General features: G+C 62.6%; 23 protein-coding genes. 8 read left to right on the top strand and 15 right to left on the bottom strand.

Annotation, left to right across the window (positions count from 1 at the left end):
• Positions 1 to 113 precede the first annotated feature (113 nt).
• From ACZ6YA_RS25610 to ACZ6YA_RS25650, 9 genes are all read right to left on the bottom strand, one after another.
• Positions 114 to 317, bottom strand: coding sequence for a formate dehydrogenase subunit delta (locus ACZ6YA_RS25610; protein ID WP_465900502.1), 204 nt, complete (start codon positions 315 to 317; stop codon positions 114 to 116).
• Positions 314 to 3,184 (bottom strand): formate dehydrogenase subunit alpha, encoded by a 2,871-nt coding sequence (fdhF, locus tag ACZ6YA_RS25615; RefSeq protein WP_465900504.1) that lies wholly within the window; start codon positions 3,182 to 3,184, stop codon positions 314 to 316. Before fdhF ends, ACZ6YA_RS25610 begins: the two co-directional genes overlap by 4 nt.
• Positions 3,181 to 4,740 carry a formate dehydrogenase beta subunit gene (locus ACZ6YA_RS25620; RefSeq protein ID WP_465900506.1) on the bottom strand — a complete coding sequence of 520 codons (1,560 nt, stop codon included), beginning with the start codon at positions 4,738 to 4,740 and terminating at the stop codon, positions 3,181 to 3,183. Before ACZ6YA_RS25620 ends, fdhF begins: the two co-directional genes overlap by 4 nt.
• On the bottom strand, positions 4,734 to 5,216 hold the full coding sequence (locus ACZ6YA_RS25625) for a formate dehydrogenase subunit gamma (RefSeq protein ID WP_465900508.1): 483 nt from the start codon (positions 5,214 to 5,216) through the stop codon (positions 4,734 to 4,736). The genes ACZ6YA_RS25620 and ACZ6YA_RS25625 overlap by 7 nt, the downstream gene beginning before the upstream one ends.
• 232 nt (positions 5,217 to 5,448) lie before the next feature.
• Positions 5,449 to 5,709: a DUF3077 domain-containing protein gene (locus tag ACZ6YA_RS25630; RefSeq protein ID WP_465900510.1), complete on the bottom strand. Its 261-nt coding sequence runs from the start codon at positions 5,707 to 5,709 to the stop codon at positions 5,449 to 5,451.
• 33 nt (positions 5,710 to 5,742) lie between these two features.
• The gene (locus ACZ6YA_RS25635; protein WP_465900512.1) at positions 5,743 to 6,999 is read right to left on the bottom strand and encodes an OprD family porin; all 1,257 of its coding nucleotides are present in this window, start codon (positions 6,997 to 6,999) and stop codon (positions 5,743 to 5,745) included.
• 46 nt (positions 7,000 to 7,045) lie between these two features.
• Positions 7,046 to 7,759 carry a sulfite exporter TauE/SafE family protein gene (locus ACZ6YA_RS25640; protein ID WP_465900514.1) on the bottom strand — a complete coding sequence of 238 codons (714 nt, stop codon included), beginning with the start codon at positions 7,757 to 7,759 and terminating at the stop codon, positions 7,046 to 7,048.
• A 21-nt stretch (positions 7,760 to 7,780) separates the two neighbouring features.
• Positions 7,781 to 9,178 carry an amidohydrolase family protein gene (locus tag ACZ6YA_RS25645; RefSeq protein WP_465900516.1) on the bottom strand — a complete coding sequence of 466 codons (1,398 nt, stop codon included), beginning with the start codon at positions 9,176 to 9,178 and terminating at the stop codon, positions 7,781 to 7,783.
• A 22-nt stretch (positions 9,179 to 9,200) separates the two neighbouring features.
• A complete protein-coding gene (locus ACZ6YA_RS25650; RefSeq protein WP_465900518.1) occupies positions 9,201 to 10,550 on the bottom strand; it encodes a uracil-xanthine permease family protein in 1,350 nt (449 codons plus the stop codon).
• A 248-nt stretch (positions 10,551 to 10,798) separates the two neighbouring features.
• On the opposite strand from ACZ6YA_RS25650, the gene ACZ6YA_RS25655 reads away from it, so the two are divergent.
• Entirely contained in the window at positions 10,799 to 11,821 is a 1,023-nt protein-coding gene (locus ACZ6YA_RS25655; protein WP_465900519.1) for a LacI family DNA-binding transcriptional regulator, read from the top strand.
• A 4-nt stretch (positions 11,822 to 11,825) separates the two neighbouring features.
• Here the strand turns inward: ACZ6YA_RS25655 and ACZ6YA_RS25660 are convergent, their stop codons facing one another.
• On the bottom strand, positions 11,826 to 12,446 hold the full coding sequence (locus tag ACZ6YA_RS25660) for a LysE family translocator (RefSeq protein WP_465900521.1): 621 nt from the start codon (positions 12,444 to 12,446) through the stop codon (positions 11,826 to 11,828).
• 150 nt (positions 12,447 to 12,596) lie between these two features.
• Here ACZ6YA_RS25660 and dusA point away from each other — a divergent pair, with 150 nt between their 5' ends.
• From dusA to ACZ6YA_RS25675, 3 genes are all read left to right on the top strand, one after another.
• Positions 12,597 to 13,607 (top strand): tRNA dihydrouridine(20/20a) synthase DusA, encoded by a 1,011-nt coding sequence (dusA, locus tag ACZ6YA_RS25665; RefSeq protein WP_465900523.1) that lies wholly within the window; start codon positions 12,597 to 12,599, stop codon positions 13,605 to 13,607.
• Between the two features lie 244 nt (positions 13,608 to 13,851).
• Positions 13,852 to 14,778 (top strand): transaldolase, encoded by a 927-nt coding sequence (gene tal, locus ACZ6YA_RS25670; protein WP_465900524.1) that lies wholly within the window; start codon positions 13,852 to 13,854, stop codon positions 14,776 to 14,778.
• Positions 14,779 to 14,965: 187 nt separating this feature from the next.
• Positions 14,966 to 16,828 carry an alkaline phosphatase D family protein gene (locus tag ACZ6YA_RS25675; RefSeq protein WP_465900525.1) on the top strand — a complete coding sequence of 621 codons (1,863 nt, stop codon included), beginning with the start codon at positions 14,966 to 14,968 and terminating at the stop codon, positions 16,826 to 16,828.
• 89 nt (positions 16,829 to 16,917) lie between these two features.
• Here ACZ6YA_RS25675 and rssC read toward each other — a convergent pair whose 3' ends face one another.
• The 3 genes from rssC to ACZ6YA_RS25690 form a co-directional block, all read right to left on the bottom strand.
• Positions 16,918 to 17,400: an anti-sigma factor antagonist RssC gene (gene rssC / locus ACZ6YA_RS25680; RefSeq protein WP_465900527.1), complete on the bottom strand. Its 483-nt coding sequence runs from the start codon at positions 17,398 to 17,400 to the stop codon at positions 16,918 to 16,920.
• Positions 17,397 to 18,581 (bottom strand): two-component system response regulator RssB, encoded by a 1,185-nt coding sequence (rssB, locus tag ACZ6YA_RS25685; protein WP_403133543.1) that lies wholly within the window; start codon positions 18,579 to 18,581, stop codon positions 17,397 to 17,399. Before rssB ends, rssC begins: the two co-directional genes overlap by 4 nt.
• A 269-nt stretch (positions 18,582 to 18,850) precedes the next feature.
• Entirely contained in the window at positions 18,851 to 19,558 is a 708-nt protein-coding gene (locus ACZ6YA_RS25690; protein WP_465900529.1) for an MlaA family lipoprotein, read from the bottom strand.
• 190 nt (positions 19,559 to 19,748) lie between these two features.
• Between ACZ6YA_RS25690 and ACZ6YA_RS25695 the strand changes: the two genes are divergently transcribed.
• On the top strand, positions 19,749 to 20,312 hold the full coding sequence (locus tag ACZ6YA_RS25695; protein WP_400799437.1) for a phosphonoacetaldehyde phosphonohydrolase-related protein: 564 nt from the start codon (positions 19,749 to 19,751) through the stop codon (positions 20,310 to 20,312).
• Between the two features lie 123 nt (positions 20,313 to 20,435).
• Positions 20,436 to 20,699 carry a DUF4404 family protein gene (locus ACZ6YA_RS25700; RefSeq protein ID WP_008099220.1) on the top strand — a complete coding sequence of 88 codons (264 nt, stop codon included), beginning with the start codon at positions 20,436 to 20,438 and terminating at the stop codon, positions 20,697 to 20,699.
• A 141-nt stretch (positions 20,700 to 20,840) separates the two neighbouring features.
• Here the strand turns inward: ACZ6YA_RS25700 and queF are convergent, their stop codons facing one another.
• Both queF and ACZ6YA_RS25710 read right to left on the bottom strand, forming a co-directional pair.
• Positions 20,841 to 21,671, bottom strand: a complete 831-nt coding sequence (gene queF, locus ACZ6YA_RS25705) for an NADPH-dependent 7-cyano-7-deazaguanine reductase QueF (protein WP_465900532.1) — start codon at positions 21,669 to 21,671, stop codon at positions 20,841 to 20,843.
• Between the two features lie 68 nt (positions 21,672 to 21,739).
• Positions 21,740 to 22,234 (bottom strand): cupredoxin domain-containing protein, encoded by a 495-nt coding sequence (locus ACZ6YA_RS25710; RefSeq protein WP_465900534.1) that lies wholly within the window; start codon positions 22,232 to 22,234, stop codon positions 21,740 to 21,742.
• A gap of 155 nt (positions 22,235 to 22,389) precedes the next feature.
• Between ACZ6YA_RS25710 and cinR the strand changes: the two genes are divergently transcribed.
• Together cinR and ACZ6YA_RS25720 are read left to right on the top strand one after the other, a co-directional pair.
• Positions 22,390 to 23,070, top strand: coding sequence for a two-component system response regulator CinR (gene cinR, locus ACZ6YA_RS25715; protein WP_465900536.1), 681 nt, complete (start codon positions 22,390 to 22,392; stop codon positions 23,068 to 23,070).
• Positions 23,070 to 24,407, top strand: coding sequence for a heavy metal sensor histidine kinase (locus ACZ6YA_RS25720; RefSeq protein WP_465900537.1), 1,338 nt, complete (start codon positions 23,070 to 23,072; stop codon positions 24,405 to 24,407). Before cinR ends, ACZ6YA_RS25720 begins: the two co-directional genes overlap by 1 nt.
• Positions 24,408 to 24,538: the final 131 nt, after the last annotated feature.

A 24,538-nucleotide genomic window follows, 5' to 3' on the forward strand; every position in this document is an offset into this window, starting at 1 on the left:
TGGACGAGGCGAAAACCGCGTCCAAGCCTCAAATGTGTAAACCATGTCCCCGGTTTACTATGTAAACGATGTCTCCGGTCGTACACCCGCGAAGACGCCAGTGAGGGCGACAGTTAAACCAGGGCCTCCACTACCTTGGGGTCCAACCCCTCACCTGCGTTGGCCTCAACCCATTCCCCAAGCTGCCTGCGCATCGCCGGTGTCCAAAAGCTCAGCAAATGCTGCCGCACCCCCTTCACCGCCAGCTCACGATCCGGCTCGCTGTCGAAATAATGGGCGATCTGGTTGGCCATTTTGACCAGGCTGTCGCTGCTCATCGGCGCACCTCGGCGTGTTCCGCTGTACGGCGCTCCTTGAGCAGACGCCGCTGTTCATCACTGAAGTCCTGATAACGCTTCTGCCATTCCGATGGGTGGAACACCTTCACCACCTCCACCGCCGTGACTTTGTACTCAGGGCAGTTGGTGGCCCAGTCGGAGTTGTCGGTGGTGATCACGTTGGCGCCAGACTCGGGGAAGTGGAAGGTGGTGTACACCACCCCCGGCGCCACCCGCGCGCTGACCTTGGCGCGCAGCACGGTCTGCCCGGCGCGGCTGCCGATGCCGACCCAGTCGCCGTCGCGAATACCACGGCTTTCGGCATCGCTCGGGTGCAGCTCCAGGCGGTCGGCGTCATGCCAGGCGGTGTTGCGGGTGCGGCGGGTCTGGGCGCCGACGTTGTATTGGCTGAGGATGCGTCCAGTGGTCAGCAGCAGCGGGTAGCGGCTGTTGACCTTCTCATCGGTGGGCACGTAGCCGGTGAGCATGAAGCGCCCCTTGCCGCGCACGAACTGGTCGATGTGCATGGTCGGCGTGCCATCGGGCGCGGCATCGTTGCACGGCCACTGGAGGCTGCCGTGGCGGTCGATCTCGGCGTAGCTGACGCGGTGGAAACTCGGCGTCAGGCGGGCGATCTCATCCATGATCTCGGACGGGTGCCGGTAGCTCATCGGGTAGCCCAATGCGTTGGCCAGGGCCACGGTGGCCTCCCAGTCGGCCTTTCCGGCCAGCGGTTCCATGACCTTGCGCACCCGCGAAATGCGGCGTTCAGCGTTGGTGAAGGTGCCGTCTTTTTCCAGGAACGAGCTGCCTGGCAAGAACACGTGGGCGAACTTGGCCGTTTCGTTGAGGAAGATGTCCTGCACCACCACGCACTCCATCGCACGCAACGCGGCGGTGACGTGCTGGGTGTTGGGGTCGCTCTGGGCGATGTCCTCGCCCTGGCAGTACAGCGCCTTGAAGCTGCCATCCAGCGCGGCTTCAAACATATTGGGGATACGCAGGCCCGGGTCAGGCTGCAGGGTCACACCCCAGGCCTGCTCGAACTCGGCGCGCACGCCCTCGTTGGAGATGTGCCGGTAGCCGGGCAATTCATGCGGGAACGAGCCCATGTCGCACGAGCCCTGCACGTTGTTCTGCCCGCGCAGCGGGTTCACCCCCACCCCTTCACGGCCGATGTTGCCGGTGGCCATGGCCAGGTTGGCGATGCCCATCACGGCGGTGCTGCCCTGGCTGTGCTCGGTCACGCCCAGGCCGTAGTAGATCGCCGCATTGCCGCCGGTGGCGTACAGCCGGGCGGCGCTGCGGATCTGCTCGGCGGGCACGCCGCACACGGGCCCCAGCACCTCTGGGGCGTTTTCAGGCAGGCTGACGAAGTCGCGCCAGCGGGCGAAGTCGTCGGTTTCGCAGCGGGCGTCGATGAAGCGCTGGGCCAGCAGCCCTTCGCTGACGATCACATGGGCCAGGGCATTGAGCATGGCCACGTTGGTGCCAGGGCGCAGCTGCAGATGCAGGTCGGCGCGGGCATGCGGCGAGTCGACCAGGTCGATGCGTCGGGGGTCGATGACGATCAGCCGCGCGCCCTGGCGCAGGCGGCGCTTGAGCTGCGAACCGAACACCGGGTGAGCGTCGGTGGGGTTGGCGCCGATCACCAGCACCACGTCGGCCTGCATCACCGAATCGAAGCTCTGGGTACCGGCCGACTCGCCCAGGGTCTGCTTGAGGCCGTAGCCGGTGGGCGAATGGCAGACCCGTGCACAGGTGTCGACATTGTTGTTACCGAACGCCGTGCGTACCAGTTTTTGCACCAGGTAGGCTTCTTCGTTGGTGCAGCGGCTGGAGGTAATGCCACCAATCGAGTCGCGCCCATATTTGAGCTGGATGCGCCGGAACTCGCTGGCTGCGTAGGTGACGCCTTCATCCCAGCTGACCTCCTGCCAGGGGTCTTCCAGGCGCTTGCGAATCATTGGTTTGGTGATGCGGTCCGGGTGGGTCGCGTAGCCCCAGGCGAAGCGCCCCTTGACGCAGGCATGGCCGTGGTTGGCGCCGCCGTTCTTGTCCGGGACCATGCGTACCAGCTGGTCGCCCTTCATCTCGGCGCGGAACGAGCAACCGACGCCGCAATAGGCGCAGGTGGTGATCACTGCACGCTCGGGCTGGCCGATCTGCACCAGGCTTTTTTCGGTCAGGGTCGCGGTCGGGCAGGCCTGCACGCAGGCGCCGCACGACACGCATTCGGAGCTGAGGAAGTCGTCGCCACCGGCCGCCGCCACCCGTGACTCGAAACCGCGCCCGGTGATGGTCAGGGCGAACGTGCCCTGAATATCCTCGCAGGCGCGCACGCAGCGGCTGCAGACGATGCACTTGCTGGGCTCGTAGTCGAAATACGGGTTGGAGACGTCCTTTTTCTCAGCCAAGTGATTGGCGCCGTCATAGCCGTAGCGCACCTCGCGCAGGCCGACCTGGCCGGCAACGGTCTGCAGTTCGCAGTTGCCGTTGGCCGAGCAGGTCAGGCAGTCGAGCGGATGGTCGGAAATGTACAGCTCCATCACGTTGCGGCGCAGACCGGCCAAGCGTGGCGTTTGCGTGCGCACTACCATGCCTTCGCTGACCGGCGTGGTGCACGAGGCCGGGTAGCCGCGCATGCCGTCGATCTCGACCATGCACATCCGGCATGAACCGAAGGCTTCCAGGCTGTCGGTGGCGCAGAGCTTGGGGATGCTGGTGCCGAGCATGGCGGCGGCGCGCATCACCGAAGTGCCGGCCGGCACGCTGATGCTGCGGCCGTCGATGTTCAGGCTGATCTGCACGTCGCTGTCACGAGCGGGCGTGCCCAGGTCGGTTTCGGGGTCGAAATAATTGATCACTGCGCGGCCTCCGTGGTGGTCAGCCCGAAATCGGCGGGGAAGTACTTGAGGGCGCTGGCCACCGGGTAGGCGGTCATGCCGCCCATGGCGCACAGCGAGCCGTATTGCATGGTGTCGCACAAATCACGCAGCAGCAGCGCCTGGTCATGACGCTCGGTGAAATCGCTGGTCGCGATCAGCCGGTCGACCACCTCCATGCCGCGGGTCGAACCGATGCGGCAAGGTGTGCACTTGCCGCAGGACTCTTCGGCGCAAAACTGCAGGGCGAAGCGCGCCATGCTGGCCATGTTCAAGGTGTCGTCGGCCACCACCACCCCGCCGTGGCCCAGCATCGCGCCCATGGCGGCGAAGGCCTCGTAGTCCAGTGGCGTGTCGAAATGGCTGGGCGGCACCCAGGCGCCGAGCGGGCCGCCGACCTGCGCGGCCTTGAGTGGCCGACCGCTGGCGGTGCCGCCACCATAACCCTCCACCAGCTCGCGTAGAGTCAGGCCGAAGGCGCGCTCCACCAGGCCGCCGTGGCGAATGTTGCCGGCCAGCTGGAACGGCATGGTGCCCAGCGAACGGCCCATGCCGAAGTCGCGGTAGAACGCCGCGCCCTTGGCCAGGATGGTCGGCACCGACGCCAGGGTGAGCACGTTGTGCACCAGTGTCGGCAGGCCGAACAGGCCCTGCAGCGCCGGCAGCGGTGGCTTGGCGCGAACGATGCCGCGCTTGCCTTCGATGGATTCGAGCAGCGCGGTTTCTTCGCCGCAGATATAGGCGCCAGCACCGACGCGGACTTCCAGGTCGAAGGCCAGGCCGCTGCCCGCTACGTTCGTACCCAAGTAGCCTGCATCGCGGGCGATGGCGAAGGCGTGATCGAGCACACGGATCGCGTCGGGGTACTCCGAGCGCACGTAGATATAGCCCTTGTCGGCACCCACCGCGAGGCCGGCGATGATCATCCCTTCGATCAGCAGAAAAGGGTCGCCTTCCATCAGCATGCGGTCGGCGAAGGTGCCCGAGTCGCCTTCGTCAGCGTTGCACACCACGTACTTCTGCCCTGCCCCGGCGTCGCGCACGGTGCGCCACTTGATGCCCGCCGGAAACGCCGCGCCGCCACGGCCACGCAGCCCGGAATCGAGCACGGCGGCGACCACGTCGGCACCGCCCAGCGCAAGGGCACGTTCAAGGCCTTTGAAACCACCGTGCGCGCGGTAGTCATCCAGCGACAGTGGCCGAGTGACACCGGCGCGGGCGAACAGCAGGCGCTGCTGTGTCTTCAGATAGGGGATTTGCTCCACCGGCCCCAGCGCCAGCGAGTGGCCACCGGGCTGGCCCGCCAGAGCATCCAGCAACGAAGGTACATCTTCAGGCGTGACCGGACCGAAACCCTCGCGGCCTTCTGCACTTTCACACTCCAGCAACGGCTCCAGCCAGTACAAGCCACGTGAACTGGTGCGCTGGATATCGAGTGGCAACTGGCGACGTTCGGCCTCACGCTGCAAGGCTTCGGCAACCTGATCGGCCCCCACGGCACGGGCCACCGAATCACAGGGAATGAACAGCTTCAGCATGCTGTGTCCTCCAGGCAGCCGTTTACCAGCGAGCGCAACCGCTCGGGGGTGAGCCGCGCATGCACCTGGCCATCCAGCTCAAGGGCCGGCGAGCAGGCGCAGGCGCCCAGGCAGTACACCGGGCGCAAGCTGATGGCGCCGTCGGCGCTGGTGCCGTGGTCGTCCAGCGCCAGCTGTTCGCGCAGCTGCGCGGCCAGGGTCTCGCTGCCACGGCTCTGGCACGACTCGGCGCGACACAGGCGCAGGGTGTGGCGTGCAGGCGGTGAGGTACGGAAATCGTGGTAGAAGCTGATCACCCCGCGCACCTCGGCCAGGCTGAGGTTGAGGGCATGGGCAATGTCGGCGACGGCGGCATCGGGGATGTAACCGATGTTTTCCTGGATGGCATGAAGGATCGGCAACAGCGCGCCGGGGGTGTCCTTGTAGCGGCTCAGGATGCTATGAATCACGGGCAGGTGGAGCAGTTCATCAGGCATACAGCGGACCTCGGCATCACGGCCCCCGCCTGTTGTTTTCAGTAGGCGGGTGGCCGGCGTGTTCTGCTGCGGCACACCGCCCACGTCACGGTTGCGTGGTTATCGGTTGCCTCCTTGCCGATGGCCGTGCGTCTGCGCGCACTGGGCTCACGGGCATCTCACAAGCATGGCACTTGTGCAGCAGAAGGGATGTATGCGAGCGACCCAGCGCATCCTGAAACCGACCAGCGAGTCAGTGGGAACTGTGCTTGCGCATCCCCATATGCGCATCATCCATCAGCGCCTTGGCCATCTCGCACAGGTAATGCGAAGCCCAGACCAGAGAGGGCTCGTTGTCCATCACCCCGATGAATGACGCCCGTCGCGAGCAGTCCATCAGTAGCGACGCCTGTTCAATGGCATGGCTACAACAATTGCCGGATTCTACGCGGAACAGTCGCTTGCCTTCGACACCGCTAGCCATACAGACAGCGGAGCCTACGGTGAAGCCCATCCTGCCGGTGTCTTCTGGGCGTTCCGTACAGAACTAGAAAAGCTCAACGGGCAAACTGACAATCAATCGATTCTCGGTGAAATCATTCGCACCAAAATCACGCCCTACCTTCGCATTGATCCAGCGCACGCTAAGCCCCTGGAGCCGGCGAAACTGAAAGGTGTAGGTCAGCGCCACATCCCGCTCCCATTCCCGCCCATCCGCCGTGTCGGCATTGACGATATGGTCGCCATGGGTATAGCGCGCCAACAGCGTCAACGCTGGAATCCCCAACGCCGCAAAGTTGTAGTCGTACCGCAGTTGCCAGGACCGTTCGTTGGCATACACGAAGGTATTGGCGAACATGTCGTTGGCCAGGGTGCTGCCCAGAGTGCGATCGATGGTCACCCAGCCATCCTCCCCGTACATGCGCTGCAACCCCAAGTAGAACCGATGGCCACCGTACGCAGCGGACACGAGCAAGGAAGCCGCTTGGTTATCCAGGCTCCCAGCTTCGGCACGCCCTGTATCCCGCGTATCGAAAGCACCCAGCACGCCGCTCAGTGTCCAGTCACCCAAACGCTGAGCATGGGAAATGCTGTAGTAGTTCTGCCGGTAGATGTCTTGCAGTTCGGCCGTCCAGCCCCCCAGTACCGATTCAGGCGCGAGGCTGTACTCGCCGCCAACATAGGTGAAACGGTCCGAGGTCGCGGTGGCCACGGTTCGACCACCGACCGATGGATAGAGCGCTTCGCTGTCCGCCGCACTTCGCGGGCTGAACGCGTGAATGCGCCCGGCATGCAATTTGAGGTGGTCGATATCGGTCGACGTCAGCATTGCGCCCTGAAAGGTCTGCGGCAGCAGGCGACCGTCGTTGAAGCGCAGGATCGGCAGGTCTGGGATCAGTTCACCCAGACGTAATTCGGTACGCGAAACAGGCACCTTGGCCGTCAGGCCCAATCGCCCATAATTACTGGGCGCCCGGCCATCATCATGGTCATAAGGCAACAACTCCGTACCAGTACGGTCCGGGCTGCTGTCCAGCTTCATGCCGAACAGCCCCAGTACATCCACCCCTGCCCCCACAAAACCTGGGGTATAACCTGAAGCGGCCTTGAAAATGAAACCCTGGGCCCACTCCTGGCGCTGGCTTTGCACGGCGCCCGCATCGCTGTAGTCACGATCAAAGTAATAATTACGCAGCAACAGTGTTGCCTTGCCGTCATCCAGGACGCCCGCATCGGCATCCAGCGTAGCGACTGACAGGCACAGCATGCCCGCCCAGCCTGTGGGCAGTTTCAGCTTCAACATGGCGAATTCCTTTGTTGTACTTGTTGTGGAATACGGCGGGGGTACCTTACTGCACCAGCAACAGCGCCCCGGAAACGAAGGCGAAGATGAGGACGAAACGGCGCAAGCGCGTTTCATCGAGGTAATTGCGCACCCAATTGCTGGCGATTACACCTAGCGCCAAGGGCAAGCACAGCGCCAGCACGGGCGAAACCTGCTCGGTGTGCAAATGCCCGCCAATCGCCAGAACCACCAGTGAGATCACCTCCCCAACCAGGAAGCAAAGCGCAACCGACCCTCTCAAGGTGGCCACTGGCGAGTGCTGATACACCAGCGCGAGCGGCGGGCCACCCACGCCGGTGGCGGTTTCGGTGATGCCCGTGATCACTCCGGTGGAAATCAACGCCCGCCTGCCAGGCACGAACGACGGCGCCATCCAGGTCACCAGGCATGCCGCGATGGTCGACAAGCCAATGAACACGTTGAGTTGCGACAGCGGCAGCCAGAGCAGGATCCACACGCCACCGAAGGTGCCGGCGAAGCGCCCCAAGGTGATCCAGGAGCTGCCCCTGAAGTCGATGGCAGCGCGTTCACGCCAGGCGACTGCAGCGTTCAAAGGCAACATCAGGATCAATAGACTGACGGGCAAGGTTTCGGGTGCCAGCAAGCCCATCACCGGTGCCACGATGAGCGCGAAGCCCATCCCCGTTGCTCCCTGAATGAGCGAACCGCACGCGACGGCGACAGCGATGAGGTAAAGAGGGTCGAAAGGCAGATTCATCGTTTGCGCGTTCCCGTTTCGTCACGCCACAGTCGGCAAGGGGTGGATTTTGTGAATCGGGGCCTGGTGCACGGCGCTTCTGGCCAGCTCATCCACCTGGCGCATCAGCGCCCGCGCGTCCCAGTCGGTGGGCCATCCTTGCCACAGGCGCACCTTGCCCTGCACCACCACGGCCTGAATCTGGTCGCGATTGGCGAGCCGGACCAAGTCCCAGCTGAGGTTCCACGATGGCAGCAACTCCGGCACGGCCAAGTCAACGAGGAGAAAATCCGCCGCCTTGCCGACAGCGATGCGCCCAGTCACCTGGCCTAAACCAAGGGCATCGGCGGCGTGGCAGGTGCCCATGTCCAGCCATAGCTGGCCACCGCCGCACACCGCATCCCCCACCGGCAAGCCATGGGCGAAGCGCTGCGCCGCCTCGGCGTAATCCATCAAGCGGAAGCCATCGCCCCGAGTACCGTCGGTGCCCAGCGCTACCGGAATGTTCAGGCAATGCATCAAGTGCGCCTGGGCCACGGCGTTGCCTTTCCAAGCGCTGGCCACCGGGTTGTAGCTGACGGCGGCGCCGCTATCGCGCAGCAGGCAGATTTCGTTCGAAGTGAGCAGCGTTGCGTGAGCCAGCAACGCTCTCGGACCAAGCGCGCCGGCGCGGTGCAAGTGCTCCAATGGGCGTACGCCGTACCGTTCGAGCGAACGCTCGACGGCGACCAGATGTTCGTTGACGTGGCTCTGAAACACCCTGCCCGCTTCTTGGCAGAGACGATAGACCGAACCCAATGTCGGATCGGTGGCGATTTCGGGAATGGGGACTGCCAAGGACGGTGTAATCAAAGAATCATTGTCCCATGCCGAGAGGTGATCCTCGGCCAACGAAAGCACCCGGCTGGCATCCAGTACCCGCTCGCCCTCGAGATCGTTGCAGGTTGTAGCCAGCACGCAACGCATCCCCACTTCATGTACCGCCTGCGCAATGGCCTCGACACCTTCCTTTGACCGGGTGCCCGCATCGCAGACCGTGGTAAAGCCTCCGCGCAGCGATTCGAGCGCTGCCAGTTTGCTGGTCAGGTACAGCAAATCGGTATCCAGAGAACCCTCGAGCGGAATCCACACACGGCGAAAAATCTCTGACGGCTCGCCAAACACCAGGCCTTTGCCGAAGCTCTGGCTGAGGTGGTGATGGGTGTCGATGAAGCCAGGCATCAGCAATTGATGTTCCAGACGCCGCACCGAATGGCCTGGATAGCGACTCATCAAGAGGGCCAGCGGGCCGACGTCGGCGAACAGGCCATCGACCATCAGCACCGCCTGATCGCGGCGCGGCCCTTCGGGCAGCAGCAGCCAGTCAGGGGCCAACAGTTGACCCGCGGCCACCAGTTGTTCAGGCGCATTCGCCCAGTGATTGGAAACAGTGCAGTTCATAGGTAAGCCTTGTCGTTACGCGTCAGGGATTGATCAGTTTTGCCTTGGCTTTTGCCGGGGAGGCTTGAACGCCAGTGCAGTGAAAAACGAAGTTCATGACGGCAGCAGTGAGCGCGCCCATGGCAACGCCGTTGCCGAGCAGGCCGGCCAGGCCTTGGGGGAACTGGCTGTAGACGCCGGGCACGAGAATCGGCAGCAACCCGACGGCCAGGGCGACCGACACTACATACAGATTGCCGTGGCTGCGCATGTCCACCTTGCGCAGCATGTCGATGCCCATGGTGCCGACGATCGCGAACACGATCAGGCTGGTACCGCCGACCACGGCTTCGGGCACGCCTTCGATCAGGCGCGCCAATGGCGCCAGCACGGCGAACAGCAACAGCAACACCCCCGAGATTGCCGTCACATATCGCGACCGCACCTGCGTGGCCCGGATGACACCGATGTTTTCGCCACTGGTGATGATCAGCGACGTGCCCATGAAACCACCCAGGATGGAGGTCAGCGCATCCCCGCGAATGGTGCGCACCACATCGCGGTCGATATCCAGCGGCTTATCCACCGCCTCACTGATAGCCACAGTCTGCCCAGTGGCTTCTACCATCGAAACCAGGCAAAACAGCATCAGCGGAATGGACGCGAACAGATCGAAATGCGGTACGCCAAAGGGCATGAAGGCAGGCAGGCTGAACAGGGGGTAAGCACCGCCGGCTGGCTGATCGAAAGCCCCTAGGGTTACCGCCAGCAAGCTGCCACCCAACAAGCCAAGCAGAATCGATAACTGTGCCAGCATGCCGCGTAACAGCCGTGCACAGACGACGGTGATAGCAATGGTAGCGAAGGCCAGCAGCAGTTGCTCCGGTGCAGCAAACTGGCTGCTACCGGGTTGGCCGACGATCAACTGGCCCGAGAGCTTGACCAGATTGACCGCCACCAACAGCAACATGGTCCCCACCACTACCGAAGGGAAAAACCGCAACAGGCGCCGAAAAACGGGCAACACCAGAAAGTAGAACGCGCCTGTGAGGATGACCGCCCCCGAGGCCGTGGCGACCCCGTTTTGCTGGGCAATCAGAATGAACAGCATGATTGGTGCGCCGCCCGGCAGCATGATGAACGGCAACCGTGCGCCACAGCCTCGTAAACCCAGCGACTGCACAAGCGTCCCCAGCCCACAGACCAGAAACGTGGCGCTGAGCAACTGCAGCGTCAGTTCACTGCCAAAACCCAACGCGGTGGCCATGAGGAACACCGAAGCAATGGGCGACGCCGCCATTACCAGCACATGCTGGGTACCAAACATCAACAACTGGCGCCAGGGCAGGCGCTCATCCACAGGACCGACAACGGTATTTTCATGATTCGGCATATCCCACCTCGAGCCGGGCCGCGCGTGGCGAACCCTTGATTATTGTTATTTGGAGCCGGACGGAGCCGCCTGGAAAATGCAGATATCTTCCAGACCAAATCGATTTACTCGCCACCCAAATCGATTTGGGTGAAAATTAGACCTGTGTTGGAGAAGTGTCAATGAATCTTTCACCGAAGGCGGTCGAGTAGCCGCACACTTTCAGGCAGCGTATAACTGCGGCCATCGCTTACAGAGCCAGACCATCCATGCCCAGCAGCACGCCCCGCCGCCTTACGATCGCCGATGTCGCCAACGCTGCTGGCGTTTCGCGCACCACTGTGTCCCATGCATTGAACGACCGCGGCCAGGTCGATCCCGAGACCAGGGCATTAGTAAAAGCGGTGGCCGAGCGTCTGGGCTACAGCCCCAACCTGCGGGCCCAGCGCCTGCGTACCGGCCGCGCCAACGCCATCGCCTTGCTGTCTTCGATGCCGTTCGCGGTTGCTGGCGGCTCGTCGCGCCTGGGGTTCTTGATGGAAATCGCCGCCACGGCGACAGAGGCCGCAATGCGACAGGGCGTGGCGCTGGTTCTAGTACCACCGATGGATGAAGCACAAGCGCTGCTGCACACGCTGGACATCGATGGCGCGGTGATCATCGAACCCGTGGCTGACGATCCGAACGTGGCCTGCCTGCAAAAACGCGGTGTGAAAATGGTGACTATCGGGCGCCAACCCTTGGCGGAAGAGGCCCTGCCCTACATCGACATGCATGGCGAACAGACCGGGACGCTGATGCTGGAGCACCTGCATGCTCAGGGAGCGCGGCGCATCGGCCTGATCATCGGGGAACAGCCCAGACACTCCTACCTGGATATGGAACGGGCTTACCGGACATATTGCACACGCAACAAGCATACTCCAGCGATCGTCAAGGCAAGCGAAGGCGGTGGCGAAACGGCGGGCGCAGCAGCCTGCCTGCAGTTGCTGCAGGCTCATCCTGACCTCGACGGCTTGTGTGTACCGGTGGATGCTTTCGCGACAGGTGCTGTGCGGGCACTGCAGGACAGCGCGCGGAGGGTTCCCGAGGATGTGAAAGTCGTCACTCGCTACGACGGCTTGCGTGCACGAGAGTGCTCACCACCGCTGACATCGCTGGACATGCACCTTGAGGACGTGACCGCGCTTGCCATCGAGCTTTTGTTCGAGCACATCAACGGCAGCGGGCAGCGCGAATACATCGATGCCCCCCTGCCCACGCTCGTTCAGCGCAGTTCGAGCGGCCGCTGAACGGTTAGCGCCGGCTCAGGGCCAGGCGCGCGGCGAACAGTACGAAGACCAGGCCAGTTGCCCGATCCATCCACTGAATGACCTTTGCACGACGCAACACGCCCGCCAAGGACTGGGTTGCGCCAATCAGGATCATCGACCAAACCAGGCCCAGAGCCACGTGGATGCCCACCAGGCCGAATGTCCAGGCCATCAGGGGCTGGCCTTGTGGGATGAACTGGGGCAGGAAAGAGACGTAGAAAATCCCGACCTTCGGGTTCAGCAGGTTGCCCAGCATGCCCTTCACGAACCCGTTAGCCTGTGGCCGCGCGTCCGTTTCGACTGCTCCCAGCGACTGCCTTGGCCGCAGCAGCATATTCACCCCGAGCCACGCCAGGTAGGCAGCGCCGCAATACTTGAGGATGTCATAGGCCAGTTCCGACACGGCAATCAACGCCCCAAGGCCGAACGCGACCGCAGCGCCCCAGAGCAGGCAACCGGCGTTGATGCCCAGCGCAGCGTGTATGCCTTGTTTACGGCCTTCGACGGTGGAGGTTCTCAGGATCAGCGCGGTATCGAGGCCGGGGGTCAGGGTCAGCAACGTGGCGGCGAAGGTGAAGGCAATCAGGTTGTCGACGATGGACATGGAGGTCAGGGCCCGCAGCTGAGATGCACGGAGGTTAGCATGGGCGTGTAGCGCCAGACATCAGCGACGCGGACGCGGGATGTGCTCCCTTGGTAGACTATGGCCATTGCATGCCCGCCCTCCCGAATTCGATTGAACATACGCACCCACATGCCTCAAGAATCCGTTGCACATGTAGTAGACCAGCGCCCTGAGCCGTCCCGCCGCTTCAGCGTGGCGCCGATGATGGATTGGACAGACAGACATTGCAGGTTCTTCCTGCGTCTGCTCTCCAAACAAACCCTGCTCTACACCGAAATGGTCACCACCGGCGCCCTGCTGCACAACGACGCCCACCGCTTCCTGCGCCACGACGTCTCCGAGCACCCGCTGGCCCTGCAACTGGGCGGCAGCGTGCCCGCCGACCTGGCGGCCTGTGCGCGCCTGGCCGAGGAGGCGGGTTACGACGAGGTCAACCTCAACGTCGGCTGCCCAAGCGATCGGGTGCAGAACAATATGATCGGTGCCTGCCTGATGGCCCACCCGGCGCTGGTCGCCGATTGCGTCAAGGCCATGCGTGATGCGGTGTCGACGCCGGTGACGGTAAAGCACCGCATTGGCATCAATGGCCGTGACAGCTATGCCGAGCTGCGCGATTTCGTCGGCCAGGTGCGCGACGCCGGCTGCCGCAGCTTTACCGTGCATGCGCGGATCGCGATCCTCGAAGGGCTGTCGCCGAAGGAGAACCGCGAGATTCCGCCGCTGCGTTACGACGTGGCCGCTCAGTTGAAGGCGGACTTTCCAGACCTGGAGATTGTGCTCAACGGCGGCATCAAGACCTTAGAGGAGTGCCAAACGCACCTGCAGACCTTTGATGGGGTGATGCTGGGACGCGAGGCGTACCACAATCCGTATGTACTGGCCGAGGTGGATCAGCAACTGTTTGGCAGTGATGCGCCGGTGGTCAGCCGCAGCGAGGCGATGGCGCAGTTGCGGCCTTACATCGTTGCGCACATCGAGAGCGGTGGCGCGATGCATCACATCACCCGGCATATACTCGGCCTCGGCCAGGGCTTCAAGGGGGCGCGGCGCTTCCGTCAGCTGCTCTCGGCGGATATCCACAAGGCGCCGGAGCCACTGGTGATCTTCGACCAGGCCGCCGAGCTGCTGCAAGGTCGCTGACGGCTTTGTTGTGGGAGCGGTTTTAGCCGCGAAGCAAGCGACGCGGTGGATGGCACCGGCTTCGCCGGTGTTCGCGGCTGAAGCCGCCCCTACGGGATGCGAGCTTATCCCAGAAGCCTGGGAACCTCCTGACGGCGGATGACTCGAATCATCACCTTCGACAAATCACCACCGCCCCATTGGCCCCTTGAGCGGCCGTCGGGGCTCGGGTAATGTCGAGACATCGCACAGGACAGAGCACGCCATGACCTCCAAGCTGGAACAACTCAAGCAGTTCACCACCGTGGTCGCCGACACCGGGGACCTGGACGCCATCACCCGCCTCAAACCGGTCGATGCCACCACCAACCCGTCCCTACTGCTCAAGGCTGCCGCCATCCCTGGCTATGCCGACCTGCTCAAGCAGGTGAAAAGCGACGCCAAGGGCAATGTCGACCTGGCGTGCGACAAGTTTGCCGTGGCCGTGGGTGCCGGCATCCTGAAAGCTATTCCTGGACGCATCTCCACCGAAGTGGATGCTCGCCTGTCGTTCGACGAGCCGGCATTGCTGAAAAAGGCCCGTCAGCTGATCGAGCTGTACGAAGCCGCCGGTGTTTCCAAGGACCGCGTGCTGATCAAGCTGGCCTCCACCTGGGAAGGTATCCGCGCCGCCGAGAAACTGGAAAAGGAAGGCATCCAGACCAACCTGACCCTGCTGTTCTCCTTCGCCCAGGCCCAGGCCTGCGCCGATGCCGGGGTATTCCTGATTTCGCCGTTCGTGGGCCGCATCTATGACTGGTACAAGAAAAGCACCGGCCAGGAATACGTCGGCGCCGAAGACCCGGGCGTGCAGTCGGTCACGCGCATCTACAACTACTACAAAGCCAATGGCTACGACACCGTGGTCATGGGCGCCAGCTTCCGCAACATCGGCCAGATCGAACAACTGGCCGGCTGTGACCGCCTGACCATCAGCCCGGAGCTGCTGCAGCAACTGAGCGATGACCAGGGCGAGCTGCCGCGTGCGCTCAAACCAGGCAATCCTGGCGAGGCCAAGCAGGTGCTGAGCGAAAGCCAGTTCCGCTGGGCGATGAACGAAGATGCCATGGGCACCGAGAAGCTGGCTGAAGGCATTCGCCAGTTTGCGCGGGACCAGGAGAAACTGGAAAAGCTCATGGCTGACAAAGCCTGACACATATCCGGTTTGCCAGACGGGCGGGAAATGATCAGCATTTTCCGCCCGTTTTGCTTTATCCCGTACACATGGGTTTTGAATTCTAGGGCCCCTTCGCGGGCAAGCCCGCTCCCACAGGGATCTTCACAAAACCGGTGGGAGCGGGCTTGCCCGCGAATGGGCCTATTAGCCACCAGAGCTGTTGATGACCGCCCCCACTTCATTGCCCCACGTTCTCGCCGGCCCGGTTCTGCGCCGCCTCGAGCCTCAGCGCCTGGCCATCTGGCTGGTCGGCAGCCAACCCCTGCAAACCGAGTTCATCGCGCATAGCTCGGCCAAGGTCAATTGCCAGGTCATCGCGATCGGCCAGCACGCGTTCATCCACCTGCTGGACATCCATTTTGCCCAACCGCTGCCCTGCAACGTCGAACTGGAATACGACCTGCAGATCAACGGCGAAGGCATCGCCGGCTGGGCGCCACATCTGCTTTACCCTGGCCAGCAGCGCCCGAACCTGGTACTGCGCGAGCGCCTGGACCAACTGTTGCACGGCTCCTGCCGCAAACCACACCATCCCGCCGCCGACGGCCTGCTCTGCGCCGACCGGCTGCTTGCAGCGTGCCAGCAACCTGAACAGCGCCCGGCCTTGCTGCTGATGACCGGCGACCAAGTCTATGCCGATGACGTCGCCGGCCCGATGTTGCGCGCCATTCATTCGCTGATCGAGCGCCTTGGCCTGTTCGACGAGCAGCTGGAAGGCGCGGTCGTCGCCGACAGCCAGGCGCTCTACCGGCACCCGGCCAGCTACTACCACCGTGCCGACCTGCTGCCCGCCCAGGAGAGCAATGAAACCCTGCGCGAACGCTTCTTCGGCGGCAAGCGCAAGCCCATCTTCACGTCCAGCAACGCCGACAACCACTTGGTGACCTTCGCCGAAGTCATGGCCATGTACCTGCTGGTCTGGTCGCCAGTCCCCTGGCAGCTGGTGCAGCTAGACATGCCCACGGGCCTCGCCGATCAGCACCAGGCGCGCTACCGAGAGGAATTGCCTCGTATCGAGGCATTTGCCGCCAACCTGGGCCAAGTGGCGCGAGTGATGGCCCACCTGCCCTGCCTGATGATCTTCGACGACCATGACATCACCGATGACTGGAACCTTTCGGCACAGTGGGAAGCAACCGCCTACGGCCACCCCTTCTCGCGACGGATCATTGGCAATGCCTTGCTCGGTTACCTGCTATGCCAGGCCTGGGGCAACGACCCGGACGGCTGCGAGGCCATGGTTGGGCAATGCCAGGCACTTTCCAGCCCGCACCTGGACAGCCAGGCACAGGACCAACTGATCGGCGATCTGCTGCGCTTTCAGGGCTGGCAGTTCAGCCTGCCCAGTGACCCGCCGCTGCTGGTACTGGACACCCGCACGCGACGCTGGCGTAGCGAAAGCGACCTGGCCAAGCCGTCCGGGCTGCTCGACTGGGAAGCACTCTGCGAGCTGCAACAAGCGTTGCTGGACCATCCTTCGGCGATCATCGTGTCACCGGCGCCGATCTTCGGGGTCAAGCTGATCGAGACAGTGCAAAAGCTGTTCAGCTGGCTGGGCTACCCGCTGCTGGTGGATGCCGAGAATTGGATGGCGCACCGCGGCGCGGCGCAGGTGATTCTGAACATCTTCCGCCATTCGCGCACGCCGGGGCACTACGTGGTGCTATCCGGCGATGTGCATTATTCGTTCGTCTACGAGGTCTTGATTCGCCATCGCCAGCGCAGCCCCCATCTGTGGCAGGTCACCAGCAGCGGTATCAAGAATGAGTTCCCCCGCCGGCTGCTGGATGTGCTGGACCGGCTCAACCGCTGGCTGTACTCGCCGCACTCGCCGCTCAACTGGTTTACCCGGCGGCGGGAGATGGAGGTAGTGCCGCGTACGCCCAGCCATAGCAAGGCCGGTGAGCGACTGTGGAACAGTGCCGGGCTGGGGCAGGTGTTTTTTGATGAGCAAGGGCGGCCGGCGCGGGTGTTTCAGCTGAATGCTGATGGCGCTGAGACGACGGAGTTTGCGCGGCAGGAGTGATTGGCCAGGTGCATCTTTGCTGGCTTGGCTGGCCTCTTCGCGGGGCGAGCCCGCTCCCACAAGTCCGGCGTAGCCCTCAAGACTGAAAATCAGGTCCGCTCGAGCGCATTCACCAGGTCATGGAAGGCTTCACGGTTGGAGTCATTCAGCCCCATCAGGATCTTGTGCGCCTCCAGCACCTTGGAGCGTACCACGTCTTCATTCTGGTCCTGCGATGGCAGATCAGTCAGGCACTCCGTGCACGGCACCGGGCGGTCGACAATGTTGAATACCTGATCGAAGCCCATGGACTGCAACAGGCGCGAGATGTCCGGGTTGGTGGTAACCACGGTCGGCAGCAGGCCAACCTTCTGCCGTGACAGGATCGACAGCTTGGCCAGCAGGCCCAGTGTAGTGCTGTCGATGCTTTCGGTTTCCGTCAGATCGATGACGATGGCCGAGAAGTTCAGCGCAGTGAAGATTTTCTCGATCGTTGCATCCAGCGCCGAACACAGGGTCAGACGCACTTCACCGACGAACTTCAGTACGAAGGTGCCACTCTGCTCGGCAAACTGAATTCTACCGGTACTCATTGAAGGTTCCTGCTCAACACCAATAGGGCGATATCATCCGGCATCTCCCCAAGCGTAGCCAATCCAAATCGTTGGCGCAGCCCATCCAGGCTACCACCCGCTGCCTTGACGATTTCCGGCAAGGCGGCTTCTTTATCTTTGAGCGTGTCCCCAGGCAAAAGGTCCAGAATGCCATCGGACATCAAGCTCAGGCTGAACTGCGGCGGCAGTTCCATGACCAGATCCTGGTAGGTGGCTTCATCGAACAAGCCGACCGGCAGGCCGCGGCCTTCAAGGTAGCGGGCCTGGCCCGGGGTATACAGCACCGGCAGCGGCAGGTGGCCGCCTACCGCGTAGGTCAGCAGGCCGGTGTCTTCGTCGATCACCCCGCCGACCATGGTCACATGCTTGCCCAGCTTGCAGTTGATCAGGCCACGGTTGATATGGCTGAGCACTTCCGAGGGCTTGAATTCGCGCAATTTGCTGTTGCGCTTGAATTCGAACATCAGCCGGGTGGTCATGAATTTCAGCAGCACGGTGACGAAGGCAGACGACGCGCCATGGCCCGAGACATCGGCAAGATAGAACGCGATGCGCCGGTCATCCACACGGAAATAGTCGGCAAAATCGCCCGACAGGTATAGCGACGGAATGATCTGGTGCTCGAAGGAAAACTCCCCGGCAACCCAGGGACTCTCCGGCAGCATGTTCATCTGCACCTGCCGACCGGCGGTCTGATCCTCCTGCAACAAGTGCAGGCTGGCCTCCAGTTCACGGTTGGCTGCTTCGAGTTTGTCCCGGTAACGCTGGTTTTCCACCACCAGGCGCGAACGGTCGAGCGCACGACGCACCGAGTGTTCGAGCACGGCGAGGTCTTCCAGCGGCTTGATCAGGTAGTCGGCGGCGCCCAGGCGCAAGGCCTCGACTGCGTCACTCATCACGCCAGCGCCTGACACCACGATCACAGGCAACTGCGGCGCGCGCTCGCTGACCTGGCGGATCAGTTCGAGGCCGCCCATCTGCGGCATGCGCAGATCGCAGATCACGAGGTCGGGCTGGTGTTCTTCGAAGACCTGGAGCCCCTGCTGGCCATTACCGGCCTGGAGCACGCTAAAGCCACTGTCTTCCAGATAGGCGGCGAGGCTCGCACGGACCACGTCGTCATCATCGATGATCAGCAGCGTTGCACTGATTTTCTGCATGTGGGCGAACGGCGCCGATTGGGGTTGGTGCAGAGGTGTCTGCAAGGCTGACATCCGGCTGCTGGAATTCTCTGTGGAAACACTCTACTTGAGTTGTAGGCCAAGAAGGCGGCCCAGGCAACCGGCAGAGGTACCTTGTAAGGCGCAGACGGTACTCCCATCCGCCAGGCGTTTCAAGCATACGTCGGTCGAGTTCCGTGCTCTTTAATCGCTTAATGACTGGGAGTTATAAAAAAGGCGACCCTGAGGTCGCCTTTATGCATCAGAACTCAAAAATCGTCTTCGACTTCGCCGTCCATGACCTTGAACTCGCGGTTCTGCAAGTAGGCGTTGCGAATGAAGATGTACTTGTCACCTTGAATCAGCTTCTCTGCCGACAGCAGGCTGGCGCGGGTATCGACCACCTCCAGGGCGAAGATCGAGTTGCGGGTCGGTACATGGTCAATGTAGCGGTACGGCTTGGTGTAGCCGTCCGGGTACTTGGCCAGGCCATCACGCACGGTGCTTGGGCCGAGCAGCGGGATAACCACGTAGGGGCCGCTGGGCACGCCCCAATAGCCGAGCGTCTGGCCGAAGTCTTCGTCGCTGCGCTCCAGGCCCATCTTGGTGCCCACGTCGAAGAAACCGCCAAGGCCGAAGGTGGTGTTGACGATCAATCGAGCAGTGTCCACGCCCGCTGCGTGCGGCTTGAGCTGCAACACGTTGTTGGCCAGGTTGGTGACATCACCCAGGTTGCGGAAGACGTTGTGGATGCCATCTTCGAGGAACTGCGGGGTGACAGCCTGATAGCCCTGGGCCAACGGCTTGAGGGCATAGGTGTCGAGGACGTCGTTGAAGCGGAAGATCGGTCGGTTGACGACCTCCCAGGGATCCTCCTCGGTGGCTGCCTGGGTAGCCGCCACGGGTGCCAGCAGCAAGCTGGCACAGACACAGGCCTGGGTGACTCGCTCGATCACACCGGCACCGATCCTACGCATAGATGTTTCTCCATCGAATTTCTCGGCCGCAAGCGCAACGGGTGCGCCGCAGGTAAGGCGGCAGTATAGAGGCTTGCGGGCTGATAAACAGCTTTACACATTTTTGCTCAATAATTTGTGAACATCTGTTGCGCGTCATGCCCGCGTCACAATTGCCGGTTAGCCTGCGGAATATTTCAGGGAAGTTGCCATGCACGATGCACCCGCCTTCACCGCTGTGCTGTTCGGCCTGCGTGGTTGCCTGGTCCAGGCTGCCAGCGGCAGCCCCCTGCCCGCCCCCGGCGCCCTCGATACCCTGGCCGGCCTGCGACGCCAGCAGGTGCCGTGCATCTGGCTGGATGACCTGAACAGCACACAAGGTAAACGCCTGGCCAGCGTGCTGCCTGACTGGCTGCCTGGGCACGTGGCCAATGGCGTGCGCTGGCCGGCGCCGAACGCCTGCTGGCAAGCATTGATGGCACTCGACAGCCAGCGCTTGGACGGCTGTGTACTGGTCAGCGGCGAGCCGCAGCTGCTGCAATCAGGCCTCAACGCAGGCCTGTGGACCATTGGCCTGGCCGCCTGCAGCCCCTCCTGCGACCTCGGCTCGCAGCAATGGCAAGCCATGAACCCGCAGGAGCAGGAGCTGGCCCGCGGCAAGGCTACGCTGGAACTGTTTCGCCTCGGTGTGCATTCGGTGATCGACCACCTCGAAGCGCTGGACACCTGCCTGACCGACATCGCCATGCGCCGGCGCAAGGGTGAAAAACCCTGACACAGCACCGTTGATGCGGATCATGCAAAGCAACGGCGAGTGGATTACGCTTGAAGACAGGTGCGAACCTTTGCCGCTTCGCTGAGGTCCATGCCTTGCCAAGCCATTGATGGAGAACAGCCAATGCCTGCCCGCGAATTGCAAGAGCGCCTGAACAGCTTGCGCGAGCAACTGGATCGGAACGTGCCGCTTACCGATGAAGAGCTGGCCGCGCTGCATGAGGAAGCCAGACAGATCGAGGCGCAACTGAAACTAGAAGAGGCCACCCCGGACAATAACCTGGTGGATGGTGTGAATTTGGCCATAGAGCGCTTCGAGGCCGATCATCCGGACCTCACAGCGACACTGCGCAGCATCGCCAATTCGCTGCACAGCATGGGTATTTGAAAATACACGGGGCCGCTTCGCGCCCCATTCGCGGGCAAGCCCGCTCCCACAGGATATTCGCTGTACTTGAAAACAGCGCGGTTCTTATGGGAGCGGGCTTGCCCGCGAATGGGGCGCAATGCGTTCCCAATCATGCTGACTTTACTGACGAACCAGTCGCTGGTTGTTCGGACTGATCGCCCCGGTGCTGCGATACGGGTTGATATCCAGCCCACCCCGGCGCACATAGCGTGCATACACCGTCAGGTGCTCCGGCTGCAGCAGATGCTTCAGATCCAGGTAAATCCGCTCCACGCACTGCTCGTGGAAGTCGGCATGCTGTCGGAAGCTGATCAGGTAAGTCAGCAGGCTGGCGTGATCCAGCGCCCTGCCCTTGTACTCGACAACCACGCTGCCCCAGTCCGGCTGGCCCGTCACCGGGCAGTTGGATTTGAGCAGATGGCTGTGCAGGGTTTCTTCCACCACCCGTTCCGGGTTGCAGCGCAGCAACTCAGGCTGCGGCTGTTCGTAGTTGCTGATGGCAATGTCCAGCGCATCGATGCATTGCCCCGGCAGCGCCACCACGCCCTGTGCCTCGACTTCACCCAGCGTGCGCACCTGCACACTCACAGGTTTGCCAGCGGCGGCTGACAAATCCCTCTCCAGGCACGCCTGCAACTCGCCGATCGAAGCGAACACGGTCTGGTTCAGCGAGTTGAGGTAAAGCTTGAACGACTTCGACTCGATGATGTTCGGCGACTCGGCGGGGATGGCGAACTCACCAATCGCCACCACCGGTTTGCCCGACGGCAGCAGCCAGGAAAGCTCGAAACAATTCCAGTAATCCACGCCTTGCCACGGCAAGGTCTGGGCGGTCACGCCCAGCTCGGCCCACTTGGCCGTGCGCGGGATCGGGAACAGCAGCGAAGGCGTGTAGGTGGCAATGTATTCGCTGGACTTGCCCAGCGGGGAGTGTTCGGCGGCGGGATGCATGGAAACTGACCTGAAGGTTCGTAAATGCCCTTAGTCTACCGGTTTTGCAGCCCGCCTTGCAGCGCCCGTCACTCGATGGTCAGCGGGCCGACCATGCCAGCCTGGTAATGCCCCGGCACATTGCAGGCGAATTCGATGGGTGCCGACTGGCGGAAGGTCCAGGTCAGCTCGGCGCGCTGGCCCGGTTGCACCAACACCGTGTTGCCGGCGTCATGGCCATGGCCCATGTGCCCGTGGTCCATGCCCTCGTGATTCATACCTGCGGTAAACAGCTTGCCTTGCATGGCGATCATTTCTTTCTGGTGTTCGACATGCATGGCCTTGTCGCCCAAGTTGAATTCGTGGGGCAGCTTGCCCTCGTTGATCAAAACAAAGCGCACGGTTTCGCCAGCCTTCACTTGCAGGCTCTTGGGTTCGAAAGAGATGTCTTTGAGCACCACCTCGACTGTGCGAGTGGCTTTGGCTGCCGGGGCCGGCTCGCCGAAAGCGAAGTTTTTGCCGCCATCTGCCAGGGTTGGCAGGCTTACCAGGGCAAGGGCAGCGGCGATGAACAGGTGTTTCATGATGACTCCAAAACATACAGCGGGGATAAGGCCACTCTAGAAACGGCTGCCTGGCAGCCACCTGACGGCAAGATTACAACTTTGTCAGCTAGGGTGGCGGCCAGGATAGTCACGTATCATTTCAGGCATCACAGCGCTTACCATTTGGACACTGCATGAAACTGCTGATCGTCGAAGACCAGGCCCGCACCGGCCAGTACTTGAGCCAGGGCCTGAGTGAAGCCGGTTTTGCCACTGAACTGGCGGCCGACGGTGAAACCGGTCAGCACCTGGCCCTAAGCGGCGATCACGACCTGCTGATCCTCGACGTGATGTTGCCAGGCCGCGACGGCTGGCAGATTCTCCAGGCAGTGCGCCAGGCCGGCCTCGACACGCCGGTGCTGTTTCTCACCGCCCGCGATACCGTAGAAGACCGCGTGTATGGCCTGGAACTAGGCGCCGACGATTACCTGGTCAAGCCCTTCGCCTTCTCCGAATTGTTGGCCCGCGTGCGCAGCCTTTTGCGCCGCGGCGCCACCCCCAGCCAGGACACCCTGCTGACGCTCGCCGACCTGCGCCTGGACCTGATCCGCCGCCGTGCCGAACGTGCTGGCCTGCGCATCGACTTGACCGCCAAGGAATTCGCCTTGCTCGAACTGCTGCTGCGGCGCCAGGGCGAAGTACTGCCCAAATCGCTGATCGCCTCGCAGGTATGGGACATGAACTTCGACAGCGACACCAACGTCATCGAAGTGGCCATCCGCCGCCTGCGTCTGAAGATCGATGACCCTCACGCCAACAAGCTGATCCATACGGTGCGCGGCATGGGTTATGTACTCGAAGAGCGCCCCGACTGATGCGCAGGCTTTCCCTCGGCAGCCGCCTGGCGCTGCTGTTCGCCGCGTGCACTGCCAGCGTTTCGCTGGGCGCCGGGCTGCTGTTCAATCGCGCCAGCGAGCAGCACTTCATCGAACTGGACCAGCAACTGCTCGAATCGCGCCTGTCTCTCTTGCGCGTTCAGCTGTCCGGCCTGCAACGGCCAGCTGACCTGAATGCCCGACTGCCCGCCCTGCGCAACGAACTCAGCCATCAGGCCGACCTGGCCATGCGTATCACTGACAGCGATGGCAACACCTGGTTCGCTAGCCGCAGTGCATTGCCCGAGTCGCGCGATGCCTCGGGTTTGGCAACCTTGCATACCGACGGCATCGACTATCGGAGCCTGGCCGTGCGACTGAACGAACACGCGCGACTGACCCTGTACCTCGATATCACCCACCACCAGCATTTTCTGCAGGGCATGCAACGCCTGATCTGGCTGACCGTCGGGTTATCGGCGCTGGCCACGGCGCTACTCGGTGCCTGGGCCGCGCGCCGCGGGCTAAGACCGTTACGGCAAATGGGCCAGGTGGCAGCCAGCGTGTCAGCGCGTTCACTGACCACCCGCCTTCCTGTGGCGCAGATGCCGGAAGAGCTGGCGGAGTTGGCCGACACCGTAAATGCCATGCTGCAGCGCCTGGACGATGCCTTTCAGCGCCTGTCAGCGTTCTCCGCCGACATCGCCCACGAACTGCGCACGCCGCTGTCCAACCTATTGACCCACACCCAGGTCACCCTCACCCGCCCGCGCAGCCTGGAGGAGTACCGCGAAGCCCTGCATGGCAACCTGGAGGAGCTGCAGTGGATGGCGCAGATGATCAACGACATGCTGTTCCTGGCCAAGGCCGACCATGGGTTGCTGGTGCCGGGGCAGGCAATGCTGGCGTTGCACGACGAGGTGGATGCATTACTGGAGTACTACGGGCCCCTGGCCGAGGATGGCCAGGTAACGCTGGTGCGCAAGGGTGAAGCGACGCTCGAGGGCGACCGTCATATGCTGCGCCGGGCGCTGTCCAACCTGCTCGACAATGCTTTGCGCTTTACCCAGGTGGGCGGAGAAATACGCGTAACACTGGAGCCTGGTTCAAGCCTCTGCGTGGCCAATACCGGCAGGCCGATCGAGCCGGCTGCATTGCATCGGCTGTTCGATCGATTCTACAGGGTGGACCCGGCGCGACAGGAAGGCAGCAGCGAACATGCGGGGCTGGGGCTGGCGATTACCCGGTCGATCATCCAGGCCCATGGCGCACGCATCAGAGCGGAGTGTAGGGACGGATGGACCCGGTTCGTGATCGACTTTAGCGAAAACCGTTAGATCCTGGGGCTGCTCCGCAGCCCTTCGCGGGCAAGCCCGCTTGTGTCTTGAAGAGGGATTAGAATCTGGAGTGAGAGCGGTGAATGACAAGCTGAGTGCCGCAGGTGCCATGAGCACGAGTGGGAGCACAA

Source organism: Pseudomonas sp. NPDC090752, assembly GCF_055584805.1.

What these genes read in the sequence shown, in the direction of transcription:
- ACZ6YA_RS25640 (WP_465900514.1), bottom strand. Translation starts at nt 7,759, where the DNA reads ATGAATCTGCCTTTCGACCCTCTTTACCTCATCGCTGTCGCCGTCGCG.
- ACZ6YA_RS25695 (WP_400799437.1), top strand. Translation starts at nt 19,749, where the DNA reads ATGCACGATGCACCCGCCTTCACCGCTGTGCTGTTCGGCCTGCGTGGT.
- ACZ6YA_RS25620 (WP_465900506.1), bottom strand. Translation starts at nt 4,740, where the DNA reads ATGCTGAAGCTGTTCATTCCCTGTGATTCGGTGGCCCGTGCCGTGGGG.
- cinR (WP_465900536.1), top strand. Translation starts at nt 22,390, where the DNA reads ATGAAACTGCTGATCGTCGAAGACCAGGCCCGCACCGGCCAGTACTTG.
- ACZ6YA_RS25630 (WP_465900510.1), bottom strand. Translation starts at nt 5,709, where the DNA reads ATGGGCTTCACCGTAGGCTCCGCTGTCTGTATGGCTAGCGGTGTCGAA.
- queF (WP_465900532.1), bottom strand. Translation starts at nt 21,671, where the DNA reads ATGCATCCCGCCGCCGAACACTCCCCGCTGGGCAAGTCCAGCGAATAC.
- rssB (WP_403133543.1), bottom strand. Translation starts at nt 18,581, where the DNA reads ATGCAGAAAATCAGTGCAACGCTGCTGATCATCGATGATGACGACGTG.
- ACZ6YA_RS25655 (WP_465900519.1), top strand. Translation starts at nt 10,799, where the DNA reads ATGCCCAGCAGCACGCCCCGCCGCCTTACGATCGCCGATGTCGCCAAC.
- ACZ6YA_RS25690 (WP_465900529.1), bottom strand. Translation starts at nt 19,558, where the DNA reads ATGCGTAGGATCGGTGCCGGTGTGATCGAGCGAGTCACCCAGGCCTGT.
- ACZ6YA_RS25650 (WP_465900518.1), bottom strand. Translation starts at nt 10,550, where the DNA reads ATGCCGAATCATGAAAATACCGTTGTCGGTCCTGTGGATGAGCGCCTG.
- rssC (WP_465900527.1), bottom strand. Translation starts at nt 17,400, where the DNA reads ATGAGTACCGGTAGAATTCAGTTTGCCGAGCAGAGTGGCACCTTCGTA.
- tal (WP_465900524.1), top strand. Translation starts at nt 13,852, where the DNA reads ATGACCTCCAAGCTGGAACAACTCAAGCAGTTCACCACCGTGGTCGCC.
- dusA (WP_465900523.1), top strand. Translation starts at nt 12,597, where the DNA reads ATGCCTCAAGAATCCGTTGCACATGTAGTAGACCAGCGCCCTGAGCCG.
- ACZ6YA_RS25675 (WP_465900525.1), top strand. Translation starts at nt 14,966, where the DNA reads ATGACCGCCCCCACTTCATTGCCCCACGTTCTCGCCGGCCCGGTTCTG.
- ACZ6YA_RS25700 (WP_008099220.1), top strand. Translation starts at nt 20,436, where the DNA reads ATGCCTGCCCGCGAATTGCAAGAGCGCCTGAACAGCTTGCGCGAGCAA.
- ACZ6YA_RS25720 (WP_465900537.1), top strand. Translation starts at nt 23,070, where the DNA reads ATGCGCAGGCTTTCCCTCGGCAGCCGCCTGGCGCTGCTGTTCGCCGCG.
- ACZ6YA_RS25710 (WP_465900534.1), bottom strand. Translation starts at nt 22,234, where the DNA reads ATGAAACACCTGTTCATCGCCGCTGCCCTTGCCCTGGTAAGCCTGCCA.
- ACZ6YA_RS25625 (WP_465900508.1), bottom strand. Translation starts at nt 5,216, where the DNA reads ATGCCTGATGAACTGCTCCACCTGCCCGTGATTCATAGCATCCTGAGC.
- ACZ6YA_RS25645 (WP_465900516.1), bottom strand. Translation starts at nt 9,178, where the DNA reads ATGAACTGCACTGTTTCCAATCACTGGGCGAATGCGCCTGAACAACTG.
- ACZ6YA_RS25635 (WP_465900512.1), bottom strand. Translation starts at nt 6,999, where the DNA reads ATGTTGAAGCTGAAACTGCCCACAGGCTGGGCGGGCATGCTGTGCCTG.
- ACZ6YA_RS25610 (WP_465900502.1), bottom strand. Translation starts at nt 317, where the DNA reads ATGAGCAGCGACAGCCTGGTCAAAATGGCCAACCAGATCGCCCATTAT.
- ACZ6YA_RS25660 (WP_465900521.1), bottom strand. Translation starts at nt 12,446, where the DNA reads ATGTCCATCGTCGACAACCTGATTGCCTTCACCTTCGCCGCCACGTTG.